We start from the raw sequence: 17,723 nt of genomic DNA on the forward strand, positions 1-17,723 counted from the left end.
AAGTGTCCTGCGACACAACAGTTGGAGCAAAGTTGCCCAGCTCACGCCAACCGTCCGGTCTGGAATGCCCGGATCGTGAACCGCCTTCGGAGAAAACGGGGAGATCATGACCGGACCGACCATCACCGTCGACCTGCGTCGTATCGAACAGAATGCGCGCGTCCTCGTCGAAGCGTCCAATGCCAAGGGTATTGCGGTGGCGGGCGTCAGCAAATCTACATGTGGCTCCCCCAAGGTGGCCCGAGCAATGGTCCGCGGCGGCGTCGCACAGATCGCCGACTCCCGCCTGGACAACCTGGCCCGCATTCGCCGCGACGGCATCACCGTTCCCCTGATGCTGATCCGCGCACCGTCGTTCAACGAGATCGACGACACGATCCGCTACGCGGACATCAGCCTCAATTCCGAGTTGACGACGATTGTTGCTCTGGGCAGAGCAGCACGGGCGCGAGGAGTAATCCACGACATCGTGCTGATGATCGACCTCGGAGATCTCCGCGAAGGGATCCTGCCGGCGGAGGCGTTGGATGTAGTCGCCGAAATCCTTCCCATCGAGGGCATCAGACTGATCGGAATCGGCGCGAATCTCGCGTGCGTCGGCGGCATCCAGCCAACCGTCGACAACCTGTCGAATCTGGTCTACATTGCCGACGAAATCACGAAGCGGTTCTCGATCGAACTGCCGATCGTTTCCGGCGGCAATACGTTCTCTCTGCCACTCCTCGAGACCGGAACGATGCCCGAGGGGATCAACCATCTGCGTTTGGGTGCCAGCATCGTTCTGGCCGAATCACCGACTCCCCCAGGACTGTACGAACTGCTGAACAACGACGCCTTCACTCTCACCGCGGACATCATCGAGGCCAAGATCAAGCCGTCGCGGCCGTATGGAGTCTCAGGGGAAGACGCGTTCGGCCGACGCCCCGTCTTCGACAACGAGGACAAGCCGAGCCGACGCCTGATCTTGTCCATCGGCCGCGAGGACATCTCGCCGGAAGGCTTGACCCCGATCGATCCGCGTCTGAAGGTGATCAGCGCCAGTAGCGATCACCTCCTCGTCGACGCCGGAGAAACAGGCGACGAATACCGACTGGGTGGCACCGTCGACTTCACGATCGATTACGGCGCGCTCTTGATGGCGATGACATCGCCCTACGTCGAAAAGCGCTACGTCCTGGGCACCGAACCGATCGATGCCAATGCGACCGTCGAATTGATCGACCTCGAAACTACCGGGCTGGCAAGCCATCTCCTCGATCACGGCCTACGTGAGGACATGTCCGGAATCGGTTTCGACTGCATTCAAGCCGAGAATGCCGCTGCGGATCTCACAACGCTGCCGCTGTGGCTCACTGCCGAAGCCTGGCAGAACACCAGAATTCCGATCGCCACCGAACCTGGAACCGATTTGGGTGCAATCATTTTCGCCTCCCACGGCGATATCGAACAATTGCTGTCGTCGGCGGCGGATCTGCACGGCCCCAGTTTGGAGAACACCGTCTTGGTGGGCGTCAAGGACGCCACGGTCGATCACAAGCGCGCACTCGACGAGTACGGGGTATTGCTGGTGACGATCGACGAGATCGATCGCCATGGCATGGCGGCCTTGATGCCTCGCGTCCTCGCCGCGGCGGGCCAGGGTGTGAACGGCGTCCACGTCCATTTCGACATGGACATCATCGACGGACGTGTTCTCGGAGTCGACGACACGACACATCTGGGCGGCCTCACATTCCGAGAAGCGCACCTCGCCGCCGAATTCATCAGCGAGACCGGCCTGACGAGATCGATTTCGATCGGCAGCGTCGCGGCAGCGGATTCCGATCCCCTCGGACGGCAAGCGACCTTCGTCGACGGACTGGTTGCATCGCTGCTCGGGCGCAAGGTGGTCAAAGCCTGACGCTGTCGGCAGCCCTTGCGAGAATCGTCCGATGATCACGCGGAGCTCCGGTCAGCACGTATTCATCGCCCTCGGCACGCCATGGATCGATGCCGTGGTCGCGTTTCTCGAACCCCGAGCCCGTGTCGATCCCTGGATCATGCACGGAAAGATGGCCATCGGTGACCTGCTGGTCACGGTTCTCGACACCACTCCTCGCACGCTGCTCTGCATCGAGACCGTGGCTGCGCCGTTCGACGGCACGTCGCCGATTGAAGTCGATGAACGCCCGTACGAACTCCACGGTTTGCCCACCGTTCCCGAACTCGAACAACGATGGTCCATCACGTTTCCCACGGACCCGGGGCCGGTCGACGACGCACTGGCCGACCGGATTCTCACGGCCGGCCAGTCACACTATGCGCACTACTTCGGCGACATCGACACGCTGGATCCGACGTCCACAGCTGCCCACGCCCGAATGTTGATGAACGAGCGGGGAAACTGCACAGGTTGCCGCTCACCGCTGCCGTTGCGAATGTTCAACAGCGGCGATCGCCTTCACTTTCATTCCGCATCACGGATCTTCAGGCAGGCTGAACCTGGTGACGACTACCCCGCCGTCCTGTGCCGCAAGTGCACCGGAAGGATGGCCACGTCTGGGCACACCAACTTCATCGACTACATGCTGGCGAAAAATCCACCGTGCCCACACTGCGGTGCACACAGAACCGCTCAGTGTTCCCCGGGGATGCCGGTCCATCCGTTCGATCACCTACCGTGGCTCGCCGGAACAGGCTGCGTCGTGGGACCGGACACCCCGGAATGGACGTGCCGAGCGTGCAGTCACTCATGGGGACAGATGTTCCCGCCGGATCACCCGCACCTCGACTGATCAATTCGCGGCAAAGCCGGGAAGCCGGTCGATGTCTGCAATGATCGAGAACTCGGATGCATCGCCCTTGATGATGCGGCTCTGCTCACCGTGGACGTCGACGGGAACGTCACCGGCCAACGTCACGCGATGCACGCTGCGCGCCTGTGTCCCGTAATCGGAAATCCCGTAGTGCTGGGTTGCCTGGTTGTCCCAGATCGCCAGATCACCGGGAGCCCATGACCACCGAACGGTGTTTTCCAACTTGATGATTCGTGTCTGCAGAAGCTGGTAGAGAGCAACCGACTCCGACGGCTTCAGTCCGACGAACTCCTTGACGAAGTGACCGAGAAGCAGAGTCTTCTCCCCTGTCGCAGGATGGACCCGAACCACCGGATGCTCCGTCTCGTAGATTTCGCGGGTGAATTCGGAGTAGTTCGTCACGCGCTGAGCGTCGCCTTGCTTCACCTTGTCGATAATCTCGGCGTAGTCGTAGGCATTGGTGTGGACAGCGCGCAGATTCTCGACCAATACCTTGAGCGAATGCGGCAGTTGGTTGTACGCAGCCGTGGTAGACGCCCACGTGGTGGCTCCGCCGTACTCGGGAATTGTGGTCGCGCGCAGGATCGATGCCTTCGGGATGCGATCGATGAAAGTGACGTCGGTGTGCCAGCTGCTGGCAGCGCCGTCGAGCACCAACAGCTTGTTGTCCTTGGACTTGAGAGTGGGATGCGTGGTGGTCTGGCTGCCGAGGGTTCCGGCGAATTCGTACTGCGACGTGTCGTCGAGATGCTGCTGCCCACGGAAGAACACAACCTTGTGCGCTGCCAGCGCATAGTTGATCGCGTAGGCGGTCTCTTCGGACAGATCCCCAGAGAGGTGTACGCCGTCGATGCGGGCGCCGATCAGCTCACCGACCTTGTGGACAGTGATTCCGCCGGCAGCGTAGATCTGCTCCGGGGTCTGAGTGACGCGTTCGAGTTCGGTGATGGACATGTCAAGCTCCTATGAGTCTGCAAAAGGTTGAGTGGTGGTAATGCTGTTCGATGTCGAGACGGGTCAAACGGCAACAGTCAGGTCGGGAACCAGTGATTCCCGTTCCCGCCCGGCGCGCTGACGACGCGGATCTGGAACAGGCACCGCGGCAACCAACTGTTGTGTGTAGTCCTGCCGTGGCGAGCTGAATACCTCTGCAGCGGGGCCCTCTTCGACCAACTCCCCGCTGCGAAGTACCGCTACCCGGTCGGCTACCTGATTGACGACTGCAAGATCGTGGCTGATGAACAGACATGCGAAGTTGTATTCCTCCCTGAGATCGGCAAAGAGTGAAAGAACATCGGCTTGGACGGAAACATCCAGAGCGCTGGTCGGCTCATCGGCCACCAGCAGTCTCGGTCCGAGGGCAAGTGCTCGGGCCAGCGCAACACGCTGGCGTTGACCACCGGAAAGTTCTCCTGGTGCCCGGTGAGCAAAAGACTTCGGTAGGCGAACTGATTCGAGTAACTCCCCCACCCGGTTTCGCAGCAGTGCTCCGGTGGCAAAGCGATGGACTTCGAGTGGCTCGCCGACGCTTTGTCCGACCGTCCGACGCGGATCGAGAGATGCCGCAGGGTCCTGATGAATCAAGGCCATTCCCTTGCGGAGGCCCCGAAGATTCGCGGCGGAGATCTTTCCGAGATCGGTTCCGTCGAAAGCAACGATGCCACTACTGGCCCTGATAACACCGAGCGCGGCCCGGCCGAGAGTTGTCTTCCCTGATCCCGATTCACCGACCAGTCCGACAACCTCGCCGGCCTGAACCGTCAGGCTCACCTGATCGACCGCACGAAACTCTCTGTTGCCCAGCCTCGCCGGGTACACAATGGAGGCCGCGTCGAACCGCAGGATCGGCGGGACTAGCGCGTCGCCTTCGCTATCGATCAGAGCAACCACAGGCTTCGGCTGGTCGGCCTCCGGCAGACGTGGCACGGCCGCAAGCAAAGCCTTTGTGTACGACTCACGCGGCGTCGCAAAGAGATCGAAGACGGACTGCTGCTCGACGACCCTGCCCGATCGCATCACCAGCACGCGATCTGCGATGTCCGCAACGACACCCATGTTGTGTGTGATGAGCAGTATTGCAGTGCCCGAACGATCACGCAGATTACGCAGGAGTTGCAGAATCTCGGCCTGCACGGTGACGTCGAGCGCAGTAGTCGGTTCGTCGGCGATGAGTAAATCAGGAGAACCCGACAACGCCAGCGCGATGACAACCCGCTGCTTCTGTCCACCCGAGAGTTGATGCGGATACCAGTCGACCCGACGCTCCGGTTCCGGAATCTCCACCATCCGTAGAAGATCGATTGCGCGAACTCTGGCGTCGGCACGCGAGATCTTACCGTGTGCCCGCAGCGCCTGCGCGATCTGCCAACCCACCTTCTGCACTGGATTCAGTGCAGTCTGAGGCTCCTGGAAAACCATCGCGGCCCGAGTCCCCCGCAATTGATTGAGCGTCGCCTCGTCGGCACCGAGCACCTGCTTGCCACCGAGTTGGATCAACCCGCGGGCCTGCGCGCCGTCCGGTAACAACCCGAGAACAGCGCGTGCGGTCAACGACTTACCGGATCCGGACTCGCCGACCAACGCCAATATCTCACCGAAACCCAATTCGAGGTTGACGTGGTCGACCACAGTTGTCGACGAGCCAACGGAACCGTCGGCATCGAACTCGATCACCAGATCCCGGATGGCGAGAACTGCCTGTGCGGGTGTTGCATTCATGACTACGTCCTTGAAGTGGTGGTGGCGGTGGCGATTTCAGATTCGGTGGGCCTTGCCCAGTCCCTGGGCGATCAGCAGGAAGCTCAGGACCAGCGCCGAGACGATCACCAACGGTCCGATCGCGTAGGCCGGATTGGCATCGAGGTTCGGAATGGCGCCCGCGATGATCGAACCGAGAGACGGATCCGGCGGGCGCACGCCGATTCCGAGAAAGCTCATCGCACTTTCGGCGAACACCGCAACCGACATGGAGAGCGCAATCTGCACACCCAGCGGTTCTACGGCGTTGGGCAGCACATGCTTACGCAGTACCCACCACCGCCCCGCACCGATTACCTCGGCCGACTCCACGAACGGGAGTTCGCGCACCTTCAACACCGTCGTTCGCACCAGGCGCCCGAACAAGGGTATTTCAGCAGCCACGATCACCGCGATCACCGGCGCTACTCCTGGCCCCGTGATCGCGACCAACGTGATCGCCAGAATCAGCAGCGGGAAGGCAAGAATCACATCGAAGATCCGCTGTGCGATGACATCTGCCACCGAATTGATACTCGACACCAGGCCTGCGAGTGAACCGATGATCGCACCCACTGGCACCGCGACGAGCACGATTACGAGGTTGATCCGGATTCCGTGGAGCGAACGAGCGAAGACGTCGCGGTTGACCTGATCTGTTCCGAACCAGTGCTGTGCACTGGCCCCCAGCAGATTTGCACCCTCGATCTGCTCGTTGGGCCCGTAGTGGGTCAACAGTGGAGCAGCAATTCCCGCTACTGCGATGACCAACAGGATCAACACACCCGCCAGCCCCTGACCGTGCGTCAGAGCAGCGCCCACAGGACGAGATCGCCAAACCCTTTCGTCAACAGACTGATCGGCCACCGTCATTGCTGCCCTCCGATTCGGATGCGTGGGTCGAGGTAGGCATGCACGATGTCGGTCAGAAGTTGGATCAGAACGAAGATCGTGACCGACAGCAGGAGCAGCACCTGCACCACCGGGTAATCCCGCCGACCGATTCCCTGCTCGATCAATTGGCCGATGCCAGGCCAGGCAAAGATCGCCTCAACCAGTACGGCTCCGCCGAGAAGGTGCCCGGTCTGAATTCCGAGCACGGTGAGCATGGTTGGCAGTGCATTGCGTAATGCACTGCGTGTAACCAAGTTCCACCGTGGCACACCGGCTGCGCGAGCGGTGATCACGTACTGCTGCGCCATCTCGGTGCGCAGCGCTTCGGACAGGAACCTGGTGAGAGCGGCCGCGACAGGAAGTGCGAGGCACAGTGACGGCAGCAACAGGTACTGGAACGTGATGTCGGGACGAGCGAGATACCCACCTGGTGGAACACCACCGGATGGCAGAACCGGAATCAGCACCGCGAAGACGAGAACCAGAAGGACACCGGTCACGAAGTTGGGCAGAGCAACCGAGAGAGTGTTCAGAAGGTTCACCACCGAGGTCAGCCATTTCTTCGGCCACACCAGCACCGCAACACTGAGCACCAGACTCAACACGACGGCCAGCAGCAACGCACTTCCCGCCAGAACTGCGGTGTTCCCCAACCCCGCCAGCACCAGATCGGAAATCTGGCCGCCGAGAACGAACGAACGCCCGAGATCCAATATCAGTACGTCGCCGATCCAGGTCAGGTACTGCGCGGGAATCGACTTGTCGAGACCGAGCGAATGACGAATGGCTGCAATCGCTTCCGGAGTTGCATCGGGGCCGGCGAGAGCCAACGCGGGGTCGCCAGGCACCAGACGCATCACCGAGAAGATCAATATCGACGCGAGGAAGAGAACCACCACCGCCGACGGTAGTCGCCCCGCAATGTAACGAATCATCGAATCCCCTACGCCAGGAATGTGTTGGCGAATTGTGGCTGGCGACCCTTTGTCCAGGCCAGACCACGAACGGTCTCGGCCGCCGATACCTGCGGCACGACAACACCGATCTCGATCAAGAACAACTCGTTCAACAGTTGCGTGCCCAATTCGGCATACAGTTTCTTTGCCTCATCGCTCGAACCGTCGGGAACCTGCCACGCACCCTCCGCTGCGGCGGAATACGCCGGCGAACTGAACTTCGAGGCATTGTGTGCAGCGTTGAACGGGTAGGCGCTGACCGTCAGGGTTGACGGAACATATTGCGCAAAAGTGTGATTGGTCAGCCAAAGTCCTTTGAACTCAGCGCCGATCAACTGCTTGACGAAGATGGATGCCTCGACAGGGTCCAACTCGACGCGGATCCCTGCCTCGGCGAGATTGGCCTGCACGATCTGCGCGGCGGCTTCGAAATCCGGGCTCGCTCCTGTGTAGGTCAACGGAATGGTCGGCAGTGCGCCCAGATCGCCGACCAGGGCGCGCGCCTTGCCGACATCGCGGGTGTAGGTCGCGTTCTTGGCAGCGTCGTAGGCGGGCGACGACTTCGGCCACGGCAGATTGGCCGCATACCCGGTATCGCGATACACCTCACTCATGATGCGATCACGATCGATCGCGTAGGCCAACGCCTTTCGTGCCCGCACATCGGTCAGACCGTCGGCGGTGACGTTTGCGCCCAGGTATATCTGTAATTCCGCACCCTCGATCGAGGTTGTCGCGAACCCGCTGGTCTTGGCCAAGTTCTGTGAGTCACGGAAGGGCAACGACGCCGGAGCAACAAGAGAGACCTGTCCGGACTTCAGCGATGTCAGGCGCGCTTGGGCGTCCGGAACGATCCGCGCTTCCACGTGATCGAGGTACGGCCGCTCGGCGACCCAGTAGTCCGGGTTCCGATCGAAGGAGATGGAACTGTTCGGGGTGCGTGAGGTGAATACGAAAGGGCCCGTACCAACGAAGGATTCACCGGTCACCGCCTTGTCGAACGTTTCGGGGTCGAAAATCGGCGCTAGATCGAGAAGATCGAAGATGTTCCCGGTTCGGTGTGCAAGGGTGAGAACCAGCGTATTGGGATTCGAAGAGTCGAAGCCGGTGATGGCGGCCGCAGTACTCCTGAGCTGGGCCGAGAATTTCGGGTCCGCATAGGTGCGTAGCGAGAACTCCGCATCAGCGGAGGTGAAGCGCCGGCCGGAGTGGAAGGTGACGTCATCGCGCAGATCGAGCGTGAGCGTCAACCCGTCGTCGGACAGCTTCCAGGCCTTGGCCAGAACTGGCTGTGGCACTACCGAATCGAGTGGATAGCGGGTCAGGGTCTCGTACACGAGCCCGGATATCGTGACACCGGCAACGGTGGTGCTGGTCAAAAGTGCCGCAGGGCTGACGTCGTCCGGTATCGCCAGTGTGAGCGTCCCACCTCGAACCGGCTCGACTGATTCAACTGCGTCCGAGCGTTGTTCGCCGACTGCAGAGGAGCACGCGGCCAGTGAGCCGCTACCGAAGACGGCGAATGCGGCGATCGCACTGCCACGGAAGAAGGCACGGCGGTCAAGACCGGCCGTCGAAAGAGACGAGTTCACGGAGGTGTTGTCCTTCGTAATAGGTGCGCAGCTGTGCACTCTCAGGGCACACGCTTGCGAGAATGGGAAAGAGTGTCGTTCCGACATGCTCACTCCCGGGAATTCAGAAAGGCGAGCTGCTACGACAGTCGTTGTGGCGCCGAAGAAGTCAGAGCCGACATCGAGGAGCGACGGACACGGTGTGAAACCTCCCGGTCGGAATTAAGGCTTTTGCCTTCAGGGGATACTCAACCATTTCCCCTGATATCGGGGAAATAGTTGGACTCACGGTGATCTGAATTTCTCTTAACTGCTGCCACTGACTGGGACGCCTCGGTGTTCGGTCGGTCCACGGGCAATATCCTGCGATCCACCACAGCACCCACACGTACGGAGAACAGCATGCAACCCGAGGGCCCTGCCGAACAGATTCGTTCAACGCTCGCTCGCATCGCACATCTTGCCGATACCGGCTCGGTCGAGGATTACGTGGAGCAGTTCACCCGCGGGGCCGAATGGAACATGCCGGCCAATCCCGATCGCGGTATCCCCGCACAGGTACGACGTGGCCGTGAAGAAATTGCTGCTGGAGTAGTCGAGCGCAGGGCGGCCGGAATTCAAGGGCCTGGCACGTTCACGCGTCACGTCACCACGGCGATCGCCGTGGACGTGACCTCGGAAACTACAGCCCGCGCGGATGCGGTGTGGACGTTCTACGTCGACACGACCACAACTCCCAAGCTCAGTGGCGTCGGGAGCTACGCCGACGAGTTCGAACTCGAAGATGGGCGGTGGCGACTGTCGCGACGAGTGATCTCGCGCGGCTGAAGAACACACCGGCCCGCCGCCGAAGAAGCAACAAACCAGCGTTGCCGTAGCGGGCTTCCTTCTCGGCGGTACGCATTGCGTGATCGACGACGGAGGTCAGTTCTTCCCAATCGATCTGGCGCAGTGGAACTTCCACCGAATCGAACTGTGGAAGTTCTGGTAGTCGCGGTAGCTCTGGGAGGGCCACTGCACCAAAATTTCCGTCGAGCCAGTTGAACTCGGGGCCTTGCACAACCTGTTCCGCGAGGAACGTCGAATCAAGCCCCGTCATCGCCGTCGCAATGTCGCCCAATTCCGGAACTTCGACAAATCTAACTGCCGGCGGATCGAAGGCGTACACGATATCGGTCGACTGCTCAGTCGTACCGTGACCATTCGAAGCTACGAGACGAAACTGACCGGATTGCTTCAACGTCAGCCGGTGCCGCGACGCACCAATTCCGAGCGCATGCACTTCACCCCAAGGCGATTCGAGACTCAGCCGTCGATGCCCCCTAACGCGCCAAGTGACTTCGATGGACTGATAGCGCAACCCGTGTTCGGGAAGCACCTCGAACATCTCGATCACCGGAGGGGCAGAATGTGAGACAGTTTGGGAATACAGATACGAGTACCATTCGAAAGCCGACGGTCGAGCGTGAGGGTCTGTCCCGAGTCCTCGGTCGAACATACCGATTCCCTCATTGTCGATCCGGGCGCCCAGCGAGAACAAAGGCGCCGGACTCTCTTCGGCCTCACCGAGAATGCGGCGGAACAACGCGGCAAGTTTGAATCGATCAGTGCCAACGTCGTGCACAGTCTGCCCGCGGGCACATTCAGTCGGGCACATGCCCACTGAATGCACCCTCTGTTGCTCTCCAGAGAATCCCCCGACACGCATGAACTCTGTTCCGACCAACATCACGTCGATGGGTGAATCACTTGTAACCACCTGTAAGGGACCGAGGTCGCCGAACACCACCCCGCGAGAATGCACGAAATGAATCGCTCGCGCTATCTGTGCGCAATAGGCCACTCGCAGAATAATGTCGTGTGATTCGACCACAACTGAGGCACCCACAGCGCGTGCATGATCAGGATTGTTCAGCCAGTCCAGTGTCCGGGGAACTGTGACCTCTCCCGAATGCGGAGTGCGTACGCGCTCTTCGAAACGTGGCTTGACGACCGCGGTGAGGTATCCGACGGAGTGACCTTCTGATTCGACCAACGCCAGCGGCCACAGAAATAGCGCATCGAGCGTCGCTCGCTCGGCTTGCGGCAACTTCTGTCGAAAATCGATCAGAGATTGAACATTGGCGACGGCACCACCGTGTGCATTGTCGAATTCGCGGAAAAGACAGCGAAATCCTCGTCCAACCCCTTTCGGGGCCTTAACCTCACTGGACGGATTCCCGTCCGGCGCAACAAAACTACGGAGAACGCTCAGTTCAGCGATATCGACCTTCATACCCTGACTCTCCACAGATCTCTCCAATCACGACACTGCATAACCGACACCCCGCATCTGAGCACTCAGCGAAGCGCTTTCTACCAACGAGCCACACGAAGAATCGTGATGGGAGGGAACACCGCGTATCAGCCCTCGAACCAACTGATGAACCAATGTTTGACAGGTACTCATGAACATGAGTGGGGATGTTGACTCGTCCGCCACAGTTCGACGGGTCATGGCATCAAACCGTTCATGCACCGTGAGCAACGCATCCGTCGAGCCGTCCCCGACAACCCAAACCAGCAAAGGTGTCAACGTGTCGATCCCACTATCGCCTGCGCGAGCAAGAATCGAGTCAGCCGGACCGACAACGACTGACAGCACGGTTCTGAAGTCCTTATCTCGGCGCCTTGGCCCTGGATGGCCGTAAACACAGTCCACGAGACTGTCGAAGGACGCACCTCCACCGGAGCGAGAAACGCTGAGCACAAGCAGGTCCGACAAAATTGGCCGACGGGCGCACTCGTCACTGAACCAGTCAGTCAGTTGTGCAATGTATTCGAAAGTCTGTGACATGCCATCATCCGCAAGGGACCGAACGTCGATGTGGGATCGGATCATCGTCTCGATCTCGAAATCTTCGATCATTGTTGCATCGACTCCGGTGGCTGCAGATGCGCTGCTGGGCCATTAGCCCACGTCGTGTCGGACATCCAGTGCGGCAACGGACCGGCGGACACACCGCCTGGCGCGGGACTTTGCGGGTAGCTTCCGCCCACTCGACTGGCAGTGCCGATGGATGAAGAAGCATGCGGCTTGTCGAGCACTACTGGTCCTGTCGCAGCCAACGGCCACATCGTGGCAGTCTGCTCGGCGGCAGGCTGGGACGTTTCAATCCGAGAATTCGACTGGTCACTTTCGGCGCCGGAGTGGCCATCAGGCCGGACTGGTGGTCCACCCACCAGCTCTCTCTCCCATTCCCTCAGTCGCTCGGCAGATACCCGCTTCGCGTGACGGCTCCACTGCTCGAGAGCGTCGTCGACAACTTCCGTTTGATGCGCGACTACGGTCTCGTTGACTTTCAGAACAGTCTCTTGCTGCTTGTTTATGCGATCTTGTTCAGCCTCGAATTCGGCGTCCCTGCGGAACTCTGCCACTCGCTTGCGGGTATCGATGTCCTCGGTCGCATCACGCTTTTCCTCCTCTTCGAAGGCTTCTACCAATTCGTCGTAGGGCGTGCGGGTTCCCGCATTCGACATCACCTTGAATAAAACCGGAAGAAGTTCGACAAGCATGAAGAGGATAGACACTGCCAAGTGCGCCATGCTCGCCGTTCCGTCGCTACCAGACAGGTCGTTGAGTGCCTTGAGTCGGGCGATAATTCCCTTGTTCGCCTGTTCAAGTGCGTAGGAACCGTTCTGTGCGCTGTCGACCTGAGAACGTAACGTCTCGACACTCTGCTCCGCAGTCGGCAAATCCTTCTCCGCGTCGGCTACGGCCTTCGTACTTTCCTCCAACAGAGTCGTTTTCAGCCGCTCGATGATGCTGGCTTTCTCGCCCTCCTTGACCTTCATTTGTTCGAGAGTGTCTTGCCACAATCGCTCGGCGTCTTCGGCGAGTCGTTTCTTCTCGAGACACAACGCCGCACATCCTGGCACCCCGGTACCCGCTGAACCTTCTTCTTCCGCGAGCGCTCGTGTGCGCGCACTGTCGGCATCTGCCTTCTGCTTTGAGGCGGTCGCCCCGAGCTTGTCTATCTCCGCCTGCACCAATCCGACCTCCGGGTTTGCCGCCGGATCGGCGGTAGGCCCCGCATTGATTAGTGCGCGCATTCGAGCCAGTTGCGCCTCCGCGTCCGCGAGGTCGGAACTCAACGTCGAATCCTTGAGATCCGTCCGCAATTCTTCCTGCGAGGCGAGTATATTGCGGTTGAGCTGCGTCTCGATCTCACTCTCGAATACCTTGAGCATCAACGGAGTTGAGATGACGAAACCGATGACGATCGCCAACACGACCCGAGGAATTGCGAGCATCAAACTACGGCCGATTCGCTTCTCGTGCGATAACCCGATCACCAAGAGTCGGTCGAGATTGAGAATCGCAAGTCCCCACACCACACCACCCGCGATGGCCGCCCATCCAGTTGCGATACCGGTGATAGACAACGCGTACGCAGCCGAGATCGCCGCAAAACCCGCGGTCGTCAACAACACCGACCCCATCGCTGTCTGCTTGGCAACCGATCCTGGAAGCTTCGCCAAGACATCGACACGTGAGCCCGCTAGGCGCGCAAGATAATACTTCTTAGTCATACCGATCCATTTCAATGCCTGCGAGTAAATCCTCGGGTCAATGCCTGCGAGTAAATCCTCGGGCTACTTGTTGCGATGACCGAATCTGGCCAGAGCGAGAGGGAAAAGAACGTAGATCATGCTGAGAGAGAACAACATCGGCACCGCGGTAGGCATCTGCCACAATCGCAAATACCCTACAGTCGAGTAGCAGGAACTGGCCGCGGTCGGGCCAGTCCAGGACTGGATGAACTGGCAAGGTGCGTACGACGGCCACGTCGGCGTGGCGCCGTAGACTGCGTGTGGCGTCTGATCATCTCTCCATTTGTCGGTCATCTCTGCCACGACCGATGGAGCAGACATCGCTCCGAGATCGCCACGGAAGAACACTTGCACCACAGGAATGGACAGTGCTCCGGCCAGAACCACAAGGACTGCATAGGTGAGCACCCGACGAGTCGTGCCGCCGCCTGTTCTCGAACCGAGCCTCTGCAGCCCGGATTTGATCCAGCGGTGCAGGTTTCGCACGTAGATGGGTGTGAACAAAGCAAATATGTATCCAAGAGGACGCCAAACGAGGGATCCGAGTGCGATCACCGACAACACTGGCATCATCGTGACCACCAAGACAGACGCCGAATAGGGGTTGGCCAGGTATCCACCTATCGCGGTCAGACGGCGGACAGCTGTCTCGATCACCCGTGGCCGTCCACGACGACGCCGTATGATGTTGCCAATTCGGCAAGTCCTCCGTCGAAGCCCTGCCATACCGAACGCACACGCCAGCGGCCGGCTCGGGTGTAGAACTCGCCGACGATCATCGCTTGCTCAGTGGTACCGTGCGCACAGAACGAGTCTGCAATCGGGATCTCGTTGTCCGTCAGAATCATTCGCAAAGGGTTCAAGGAACTGAACGACCCTTCACCGGTGATGACGATTCCCAGCGCCACTCGGTGATACCGCGAGGCCAACACGCCGAGATCGAGATCCACACGCTGCATGTCAGGGCGCAGCACCGACAGTTTCACGGCCCCGTTCCCACCTACCGGAGCGTTGTAGAAGATAAAATCCTCGTCATTGCTGACCTTGCGGTTCTCGTCCAGGAGGAACACGACGACGTCGACCTCGAGCGAGTTCACCGCCGGCTGCGTCCACGACACCGAACAACCCCATCGAAGGGCGTCCGGCGAAAGGTCCATGACCTCACCCATCACCAGACTGCGGAGTTTCGATTGGCTGGCAACAGAATCCGTAGCCTCACTGTCGCTTACGCCGCCGGAGGAAGTGACCGCCGTACTCGCCACTACCGGCTCAGGAATGGCCGGGGCGACCATTTGGTCGCGCCACATGGCTGCACTTTCGCGGCCGTACACATTTGCCACAGCTCCGACTGCGATGTTGAACAATTCGGACTCGCCACACAGTGACTTTGGCGAATGCGCGCGTATGACATTCGCCGCACTGGACATGGAATCGTGCATCTCCGGTGTGGATGCCACCGTCATCGCCAATGGCCACAATCGATAAACACTTTCGTCTGCGAACTTCTTATCGATCTTCTCCTGAAGAGCGAGCGCTGCAAGCGCAGTTTCATGGTCGACGATCAGAGCCTCGGCCAGCAGGGACCACTGGGTGACGGTCACGGACGTCCCGCGTTCAGTCTGGTGGCCGTCGACCGACAACTCCCCGAGACTGCAATTGTCCTCCTCGCCGATCACCACCCCGGTGCTCGCTTCTGCCCATCCAGTGAGCTCTGTGAGCGCGACCGTAACGAGGTGCACTTCCTCGCCCACTGATCCACGGCCCTCCGCGTGCTGCCATCGGAACTGTTCGGCCGAACTCGGAGCGAGAAACATCGACACCGCTCCACGCCACAGCCCGGCTACGGTGTCGTCACGTACACCGAGAACGACAACGGAACCACCGTCCATTGCCGCGCCGACGGCGTCGAGCAGCAGACTTAGTAGGCCTGTTCGCCAAGTACCCGCTTCGAGGAGGAAATCGAGAATCTGGGAGCTCGTAGGTGCACTCGCCCCAGGAACCGATTGAGTCATGAGGTCACTGCCAGTGCCACACGCCGCGGGTTGCGAGCACCCAGCGAACCGGATCGAGACATCTGAAAGGCGTAATTCCGCTGGCATGCAAACGGTCACCGACCGGAGACTCCCCCAATGCAGAGACCGCGAAATATCGATTGGCCAATGGACGACCTGTGTGAGGTTGGTCCACCGACATCACCATTGGCGTTGCGTCGAGCTTCTTGAGCAGACTGCGAACCTCCTGGTTGAGAAGCTGGCCGTCACCGTCGTGGTAGGGGGCCGGACGGAGACTGAAATCACGTGAGAACGCGGCACCCGGATTCGACATGATTCGACTCCACTCGCTGCCTTCTACGTACTGAAGGGCTTGCAGTGCATCAAATTTCGACAAGATAATAGCCAAATTGGGAGTGCCCAGCCCAACAATCCCGAGGACAGTGCGAAGTACCGTCCTGGGATCTCCGCCGACACGCTCTTGTGAAGGCAAGAGATCGTGGAGTTGGTTGGTGACCGCCTCCACCTTGAGTGGATCGAACATGAAAAGTACGCCGTCGGCATGTGTGAAGAACTGGAGCCATGGGGCCCGCGCATTCTCAGGGTTCTCGAGATCCTCTCCCGCAACGTCACGGATTACCAGGATCTGGGACACGTTGTTCCAATGCCCGAGGCTGAAGATCAACGGGTCACGCTGGTAGGGATTTCCGGTGTGGGCGGCTGGGGTGGCTTCCAGGATTCCACGAGCCTCATACAGCGGCGCTTCGTAATGATCTCGATACGTGGCTTCCGTTGTGCTGTCGAATGGTTCGACTACGGCGTTGAAAGATTCTCCCAGCAACTGCAATTGCTTGATCAGTACTGCAATGTAGACCGTCTTGCCCGTCGCTCGCGCACCGGCCATCGCGATACACGTGACTTGTGCATTTCGCCACCCGTCGACGAGGACATAGTGACATGTTGGACATACTTCGCGGGCGGGTCCACCGAGTTCGAGTTCGGCATATTGCGGCGGGGGCGCCCAGCCCGCGTGGGCGTCGGCCGGTCGACGCAGTTTGACGATCTTGCGTGAAAGAACTTGACCACCATGAAATGCCCCGGCAATCGGGTCCGCCTCGGTAGCTGTACCAGACACCAGCGTCCAGGCAAAGTGATCAGGCGTCAGGCTGACGAAGCAGCGTGGGCATTTACTCACGAGAAACCACCCGGATTCGAACCAGTCATGACTGGTGACAGTAATTGTGTTACAATCCGGGATAATTCACTCGGGTCCGAGGCGAGTGTCGATACGACCCGCGGAGAGATTACAACCATAGAAGCGCCAGTAGGAACAACCTCCGGAACTGCTTCCGTAAGGAGCACCAGGACACGGGTGATCAGCGGATCAGCCTCGGCGATACCGAGATCCGCAGGCACACCGTCGGTAATCGTGTAGACCATGCGCCTCACCGTTGCTGCCTGCGCAGAAAGTACGGATCGGAATCCAACTCCCAGGGGTACGGAATCCAAAACCTCCTGTACGACCGAACGAAGCTCACGCAGGTCACATTCGGGAACTGTATTCAACCGCACGCCCAGAATCGAAACCATCGGCGCGGTGTCACCCAGCACGGTGGACACACCTGCCAGAAGATCGACGATCGCCGCCGCACTGAAATCATCGAATCTCGGTAGCATCGACATAGAACTGTCAATATCAATGCTCACCGCGTATCCATCGGCATCACGAAGTCGATCGGTGCGCAGTACGCCACGGGCACTCGATCGCGCGACTGCCGCCAACTCACCCAAGGCCACATCGATTTCCGTTCGCCTCGAGGCGATTTCAAGCGAGGATACTCCCACCGAGATAATTGCCAGATCGGCACGATGCAGACCCGAAACATCCATTGGACGAAGTTCCGCACGATCGGGATCCGGGTCGTTCTGACTGTCGACGCTTATCGCCACACGCAGAATCGTTCCCTGAGGAAACGCGATGAGTCCATTTCCTGGTCGAGCGGACACGGTTGTCACGTCGGCAATACGGGGAAGAATCATCAGCCCCGCCCGCGGATGCACGGCACCCGCCGATCCGCCGGATTGCGCCGTCGCCGAAAGCTCTATACTAACTGCTCCTGCGTCGGCAGTGACAGCCAACGGCCGGCGTGGGAGATCTACTCTCCCAGCCCCATCAAGCACATATGC

The 17,723-nt window shown here is 59.8% G+C and carries 14 protein-coding genes; 3 read left to right on the forward strand and 11 right to left on the reverse strand.

What is annotated here, in order from left to right; all coding sequences use genetic code 11:
- The first annotated feature begins 106 nt into the window (after window positions 1-106).
- Window positions 107-1,900, forward strand: coding sequence for an alanine racemase (locus ACVZUB_RS20010; protein ID WP_482627689.1), 1,794 nt, complete (start codon window positions 107-109; stop codon window positions 1,898-1,900).
- 31 nt (window positions 1,901-1,931) lie between these two features.
- Window positions 1,932-2,774, forward strand: coding sequence for a hypothetical protein (locus tag ACVZUB_RS20015; protein ID WP_482627690.1), 843 nt, complete (start codon window positions 1,932-1,934; stop codon window positions 2,772-2,774).
- Here the strand turns inward: ACVZUB_RS20015 and ACVZUB_RS20020 are convergent, their stop codons facing one another.
- The 5 genes from ACVZUB_RS20020 to ACVZUB_RS20040 form a co-directional block, all read right to left on the reverse strand.
- Entirely contained in the window at window positions 2,775-3,749 is a 975-nt protein-coding gene (locus ACVZUB_RS20020) for a TauD/TfdA dioxygenase family protein (RefSeq protein ID WP_482627691.1), read from the reverse strand.
- 63 nt (window positions 3,750-3,812) lie between these two features.
- Complete coding sequence (locus ACVZUB_RS20025; RefSeq protein WP_482627692.1) at window positions 3,813-5,513, reverse strand: dipeptide ABC transporter ATP-binding protein; 1,701 nt, start codon at window positions 5,511-5,513, stop codon at window positions 3,813-3,815.
- A gap of 36 nt (window positions 5,514-5,549) precedes the next feature.
- Complete coding sequence (locus tag ACVZUB_RS20030; protein ID WP_256261659.1) at window positions 5,550-6,353, reverse strand: ABC transporter permease; 804 nt, start codon at window positions 6,351-6,353, stop codon at window positions 5,550-5,552.
- A gap of 47 nt (window positions 6,354-6,400) precedes the next feature.
- Window positions 6,401-7,360: an ABC transporter permease gene (locus ACVZUB_RS20035; RefSeq protein ID WP_162114801.1), complete on the reverse strand. Its 960-nt coding sequence runs from the start codon at window positions 7,358-7,360 to the stop codon at window positions 6,401-6,403.
- Between the two features lie 8 nt (window positions 7,361-7,368).
- A complete protein-coding gene (locus tag ACVZUB_RS20040; protein WP_333837285.1) occupies window positions 7,369-8,973 on the reverse strand; it encodes an ABC transporter substrate-binding protein in 1,605 nt (534 codons plus the stop codon).
- A gap of 381 nt (window positions 8,974-9,354) precedes the next feature.
- On the opposite strand from ACVZUB_RS20040, the gene ACVZUB_RS20045 reads away from it, so the two are divergent.
- Window positions 9,355-9,780, forward strand: coding sequence for a nuclear transport factor 2 family protein (locus tag ACVZUB_RS20045; protein WP_162114799.1), 426 nt, complete (start codon window positions 9,355-9,357; stop codon window positions 9,778-9,780).
- Here the strand turns inward: ACVZUB_RS20045 and ACVZUB_RS20050 are convergent.
- The 6 genes from ACVZUB_RS20050 to ACVZUB_RS20075 all read right to left on the reverse strand — a co-directional run bounded on the left by ACVZUB_RS20050 (window position 9,695) and on the right by ACVZUB_RS20075 (window position 17,576).
- Entirely contained in the window at window positions 9,695-11,227 is a 1,533-nt protein-coding gene (locus tag ACVZUB_RS20050; protein WP_482627693.1) for a hypothetical protein, read from the reverse strand. The two genes, ACVZUB_RS20045 and ACVZUB_RS20050, sit on opposite strands and share 86 nt — an antisense overlap.
- Before the next feature lie 629 nt (window positions 11,228-11,856).
- On the reverse strand, window positions 11,857-13,524 hold the full coding sequence (locus tag ACVZUB_RS20055; protein WP_333837286.1) for a DUF4407 domain-containing protein: 1,668 nt from the start codon (window positions 13,522-13,524) through the stop codon (window positions 11,857-11,859).
- A 63-nt stretch (window positions 13,525-13,587) separates the two neighbouring features.
- A complete protein-coding gene (locus ACVZUB_RS20060) occupies window positions 13,588-14,202 on the reverse strand; it encodes a hypothetical protein (RefSeq protein WP_162114796.1) in 615 nt (204 codons plus the stop codon).
- Entirely contained in the window at window positions 14,199-15,557 is a 1,359-nt protein-coding gene (locus ACVZUB_RS20065) for a TerD family protein (RefSeq protein ID WP_159419697.1), read from the reverse strand. Before ACVZUB_RS20065 ends, ACVZUB_RS20060 begins: the two co-directional genes overlap by 4 nt.
- A gap of 4 nt (window positions 15,558-15,561) precedes the next feature.
- Window positions 15,562-16,731, reverse strand: coding sequence for a TRAFAC clade GTPase domain-containing protein (locus tag ACVZUB_RS20070; protein WP_081558131.1), 1,170 nt, complete (start codon window positions 16,729-16,731; stop codon window positions 15,562-15,564).
- Window positions 16,728-17,576 carry a hypothetical protein gene (locus tag ACVZUB_RS20075; RefSeq protein ID WP_482627694.1) on the reverse strand — a complete coding sequence of 283 codons (849 nt, stop codon included), beginning with the start codon at window positions 17,574-17,576 and terminating at the stop codon, window positions 16,728-16,730. Before ACVZUB_RS20075 ends, ACVZUB_RS20070 begins: the two co-directional genes overlap by 4 nt.
- Window positions 17,577-17,723: the final 147 nt, after the last annotated feature.

It is taken from the genome of Rhodococcus sp. OS5 (assembly GCF_056837585.1).

Excerpts from the sequence above, each read along its gene's own strand:
- ACVZUB_RS20010 (WP_482627689.1), top strand. The coding sequence starts at position 107 with ATGACCGGACCGACCATCACCGTCGACCTGCGTCGTATCGAACAGAAT.
- ACVZUB_RS20015 (WP_482627690.1), top strand. The coding sequence starts at position 1,932 with ATGATCACGCGGAGCTCCGGTCAGCACGTATTCATCGCCCTCGGCACG.
- ACVZUB_RS20020 (WP_482627691.1), bottom strand. The coding sequence starts at position 3,749 with ATGTCCATCACCGAACTCGAACGCGTCACTCAGACCCCGGAGCAGATC.
- ACVZUB_RS20025 (WP_482627692.1), bottom strand. The coding sequence starts at position 5,513 with ATGAATGCAACACCCGCACAGGCAGTTCTCGCCATCCGGGATCTGGTG.
- ACVZUB_RS20035 (WP_162114801.1), bottom strand. The coding sequence starts at position 7,360 with ATGATTCGTTACATTGCGGGGCGACTACCGTCGGCGGTGGTGGTTCTC.
- ACVZUB_RS20045 (WP_162114799.1), top strand. The coding sequence starts at position 9,355 with ATGCAACCCGAGGGCCCTGCCGAACAGATTCGTTCAACGCTCGCTCGC.
- ACVZUB_RS20050 (WP_482627693.1), bottom strand. The coding sequence starts at position 11,227 with ATGAAGGTCGATATCGCTGAACTGAGCGTTCTCCGTAGTTTTGTTGCG.
- ACVZUB_RS20055 (WP_333837286.1), bottom strand. The coding sequence starts at position 13,524 with ATGACTAAGAAGTATTATCTTGCGCGCCTAGCGGGCTCACGTGTCGAT.
- ACVZUB_RS20065 (WP_159419697.1), bottom strand. The coding sequence starts at position 15,557 with ATGACTCAATCGGTTCCTGGGGCGAGTGCACCTACGAGCTCCCAGATT.
- ACVZUB_RS20075 (WP_482627694.1), bottom strand. The coding sequence starts at position 17,576 with ATGATTCTTCCCCGTATTGCCGACGTGACAACCGTGTCCGCTCGACCA.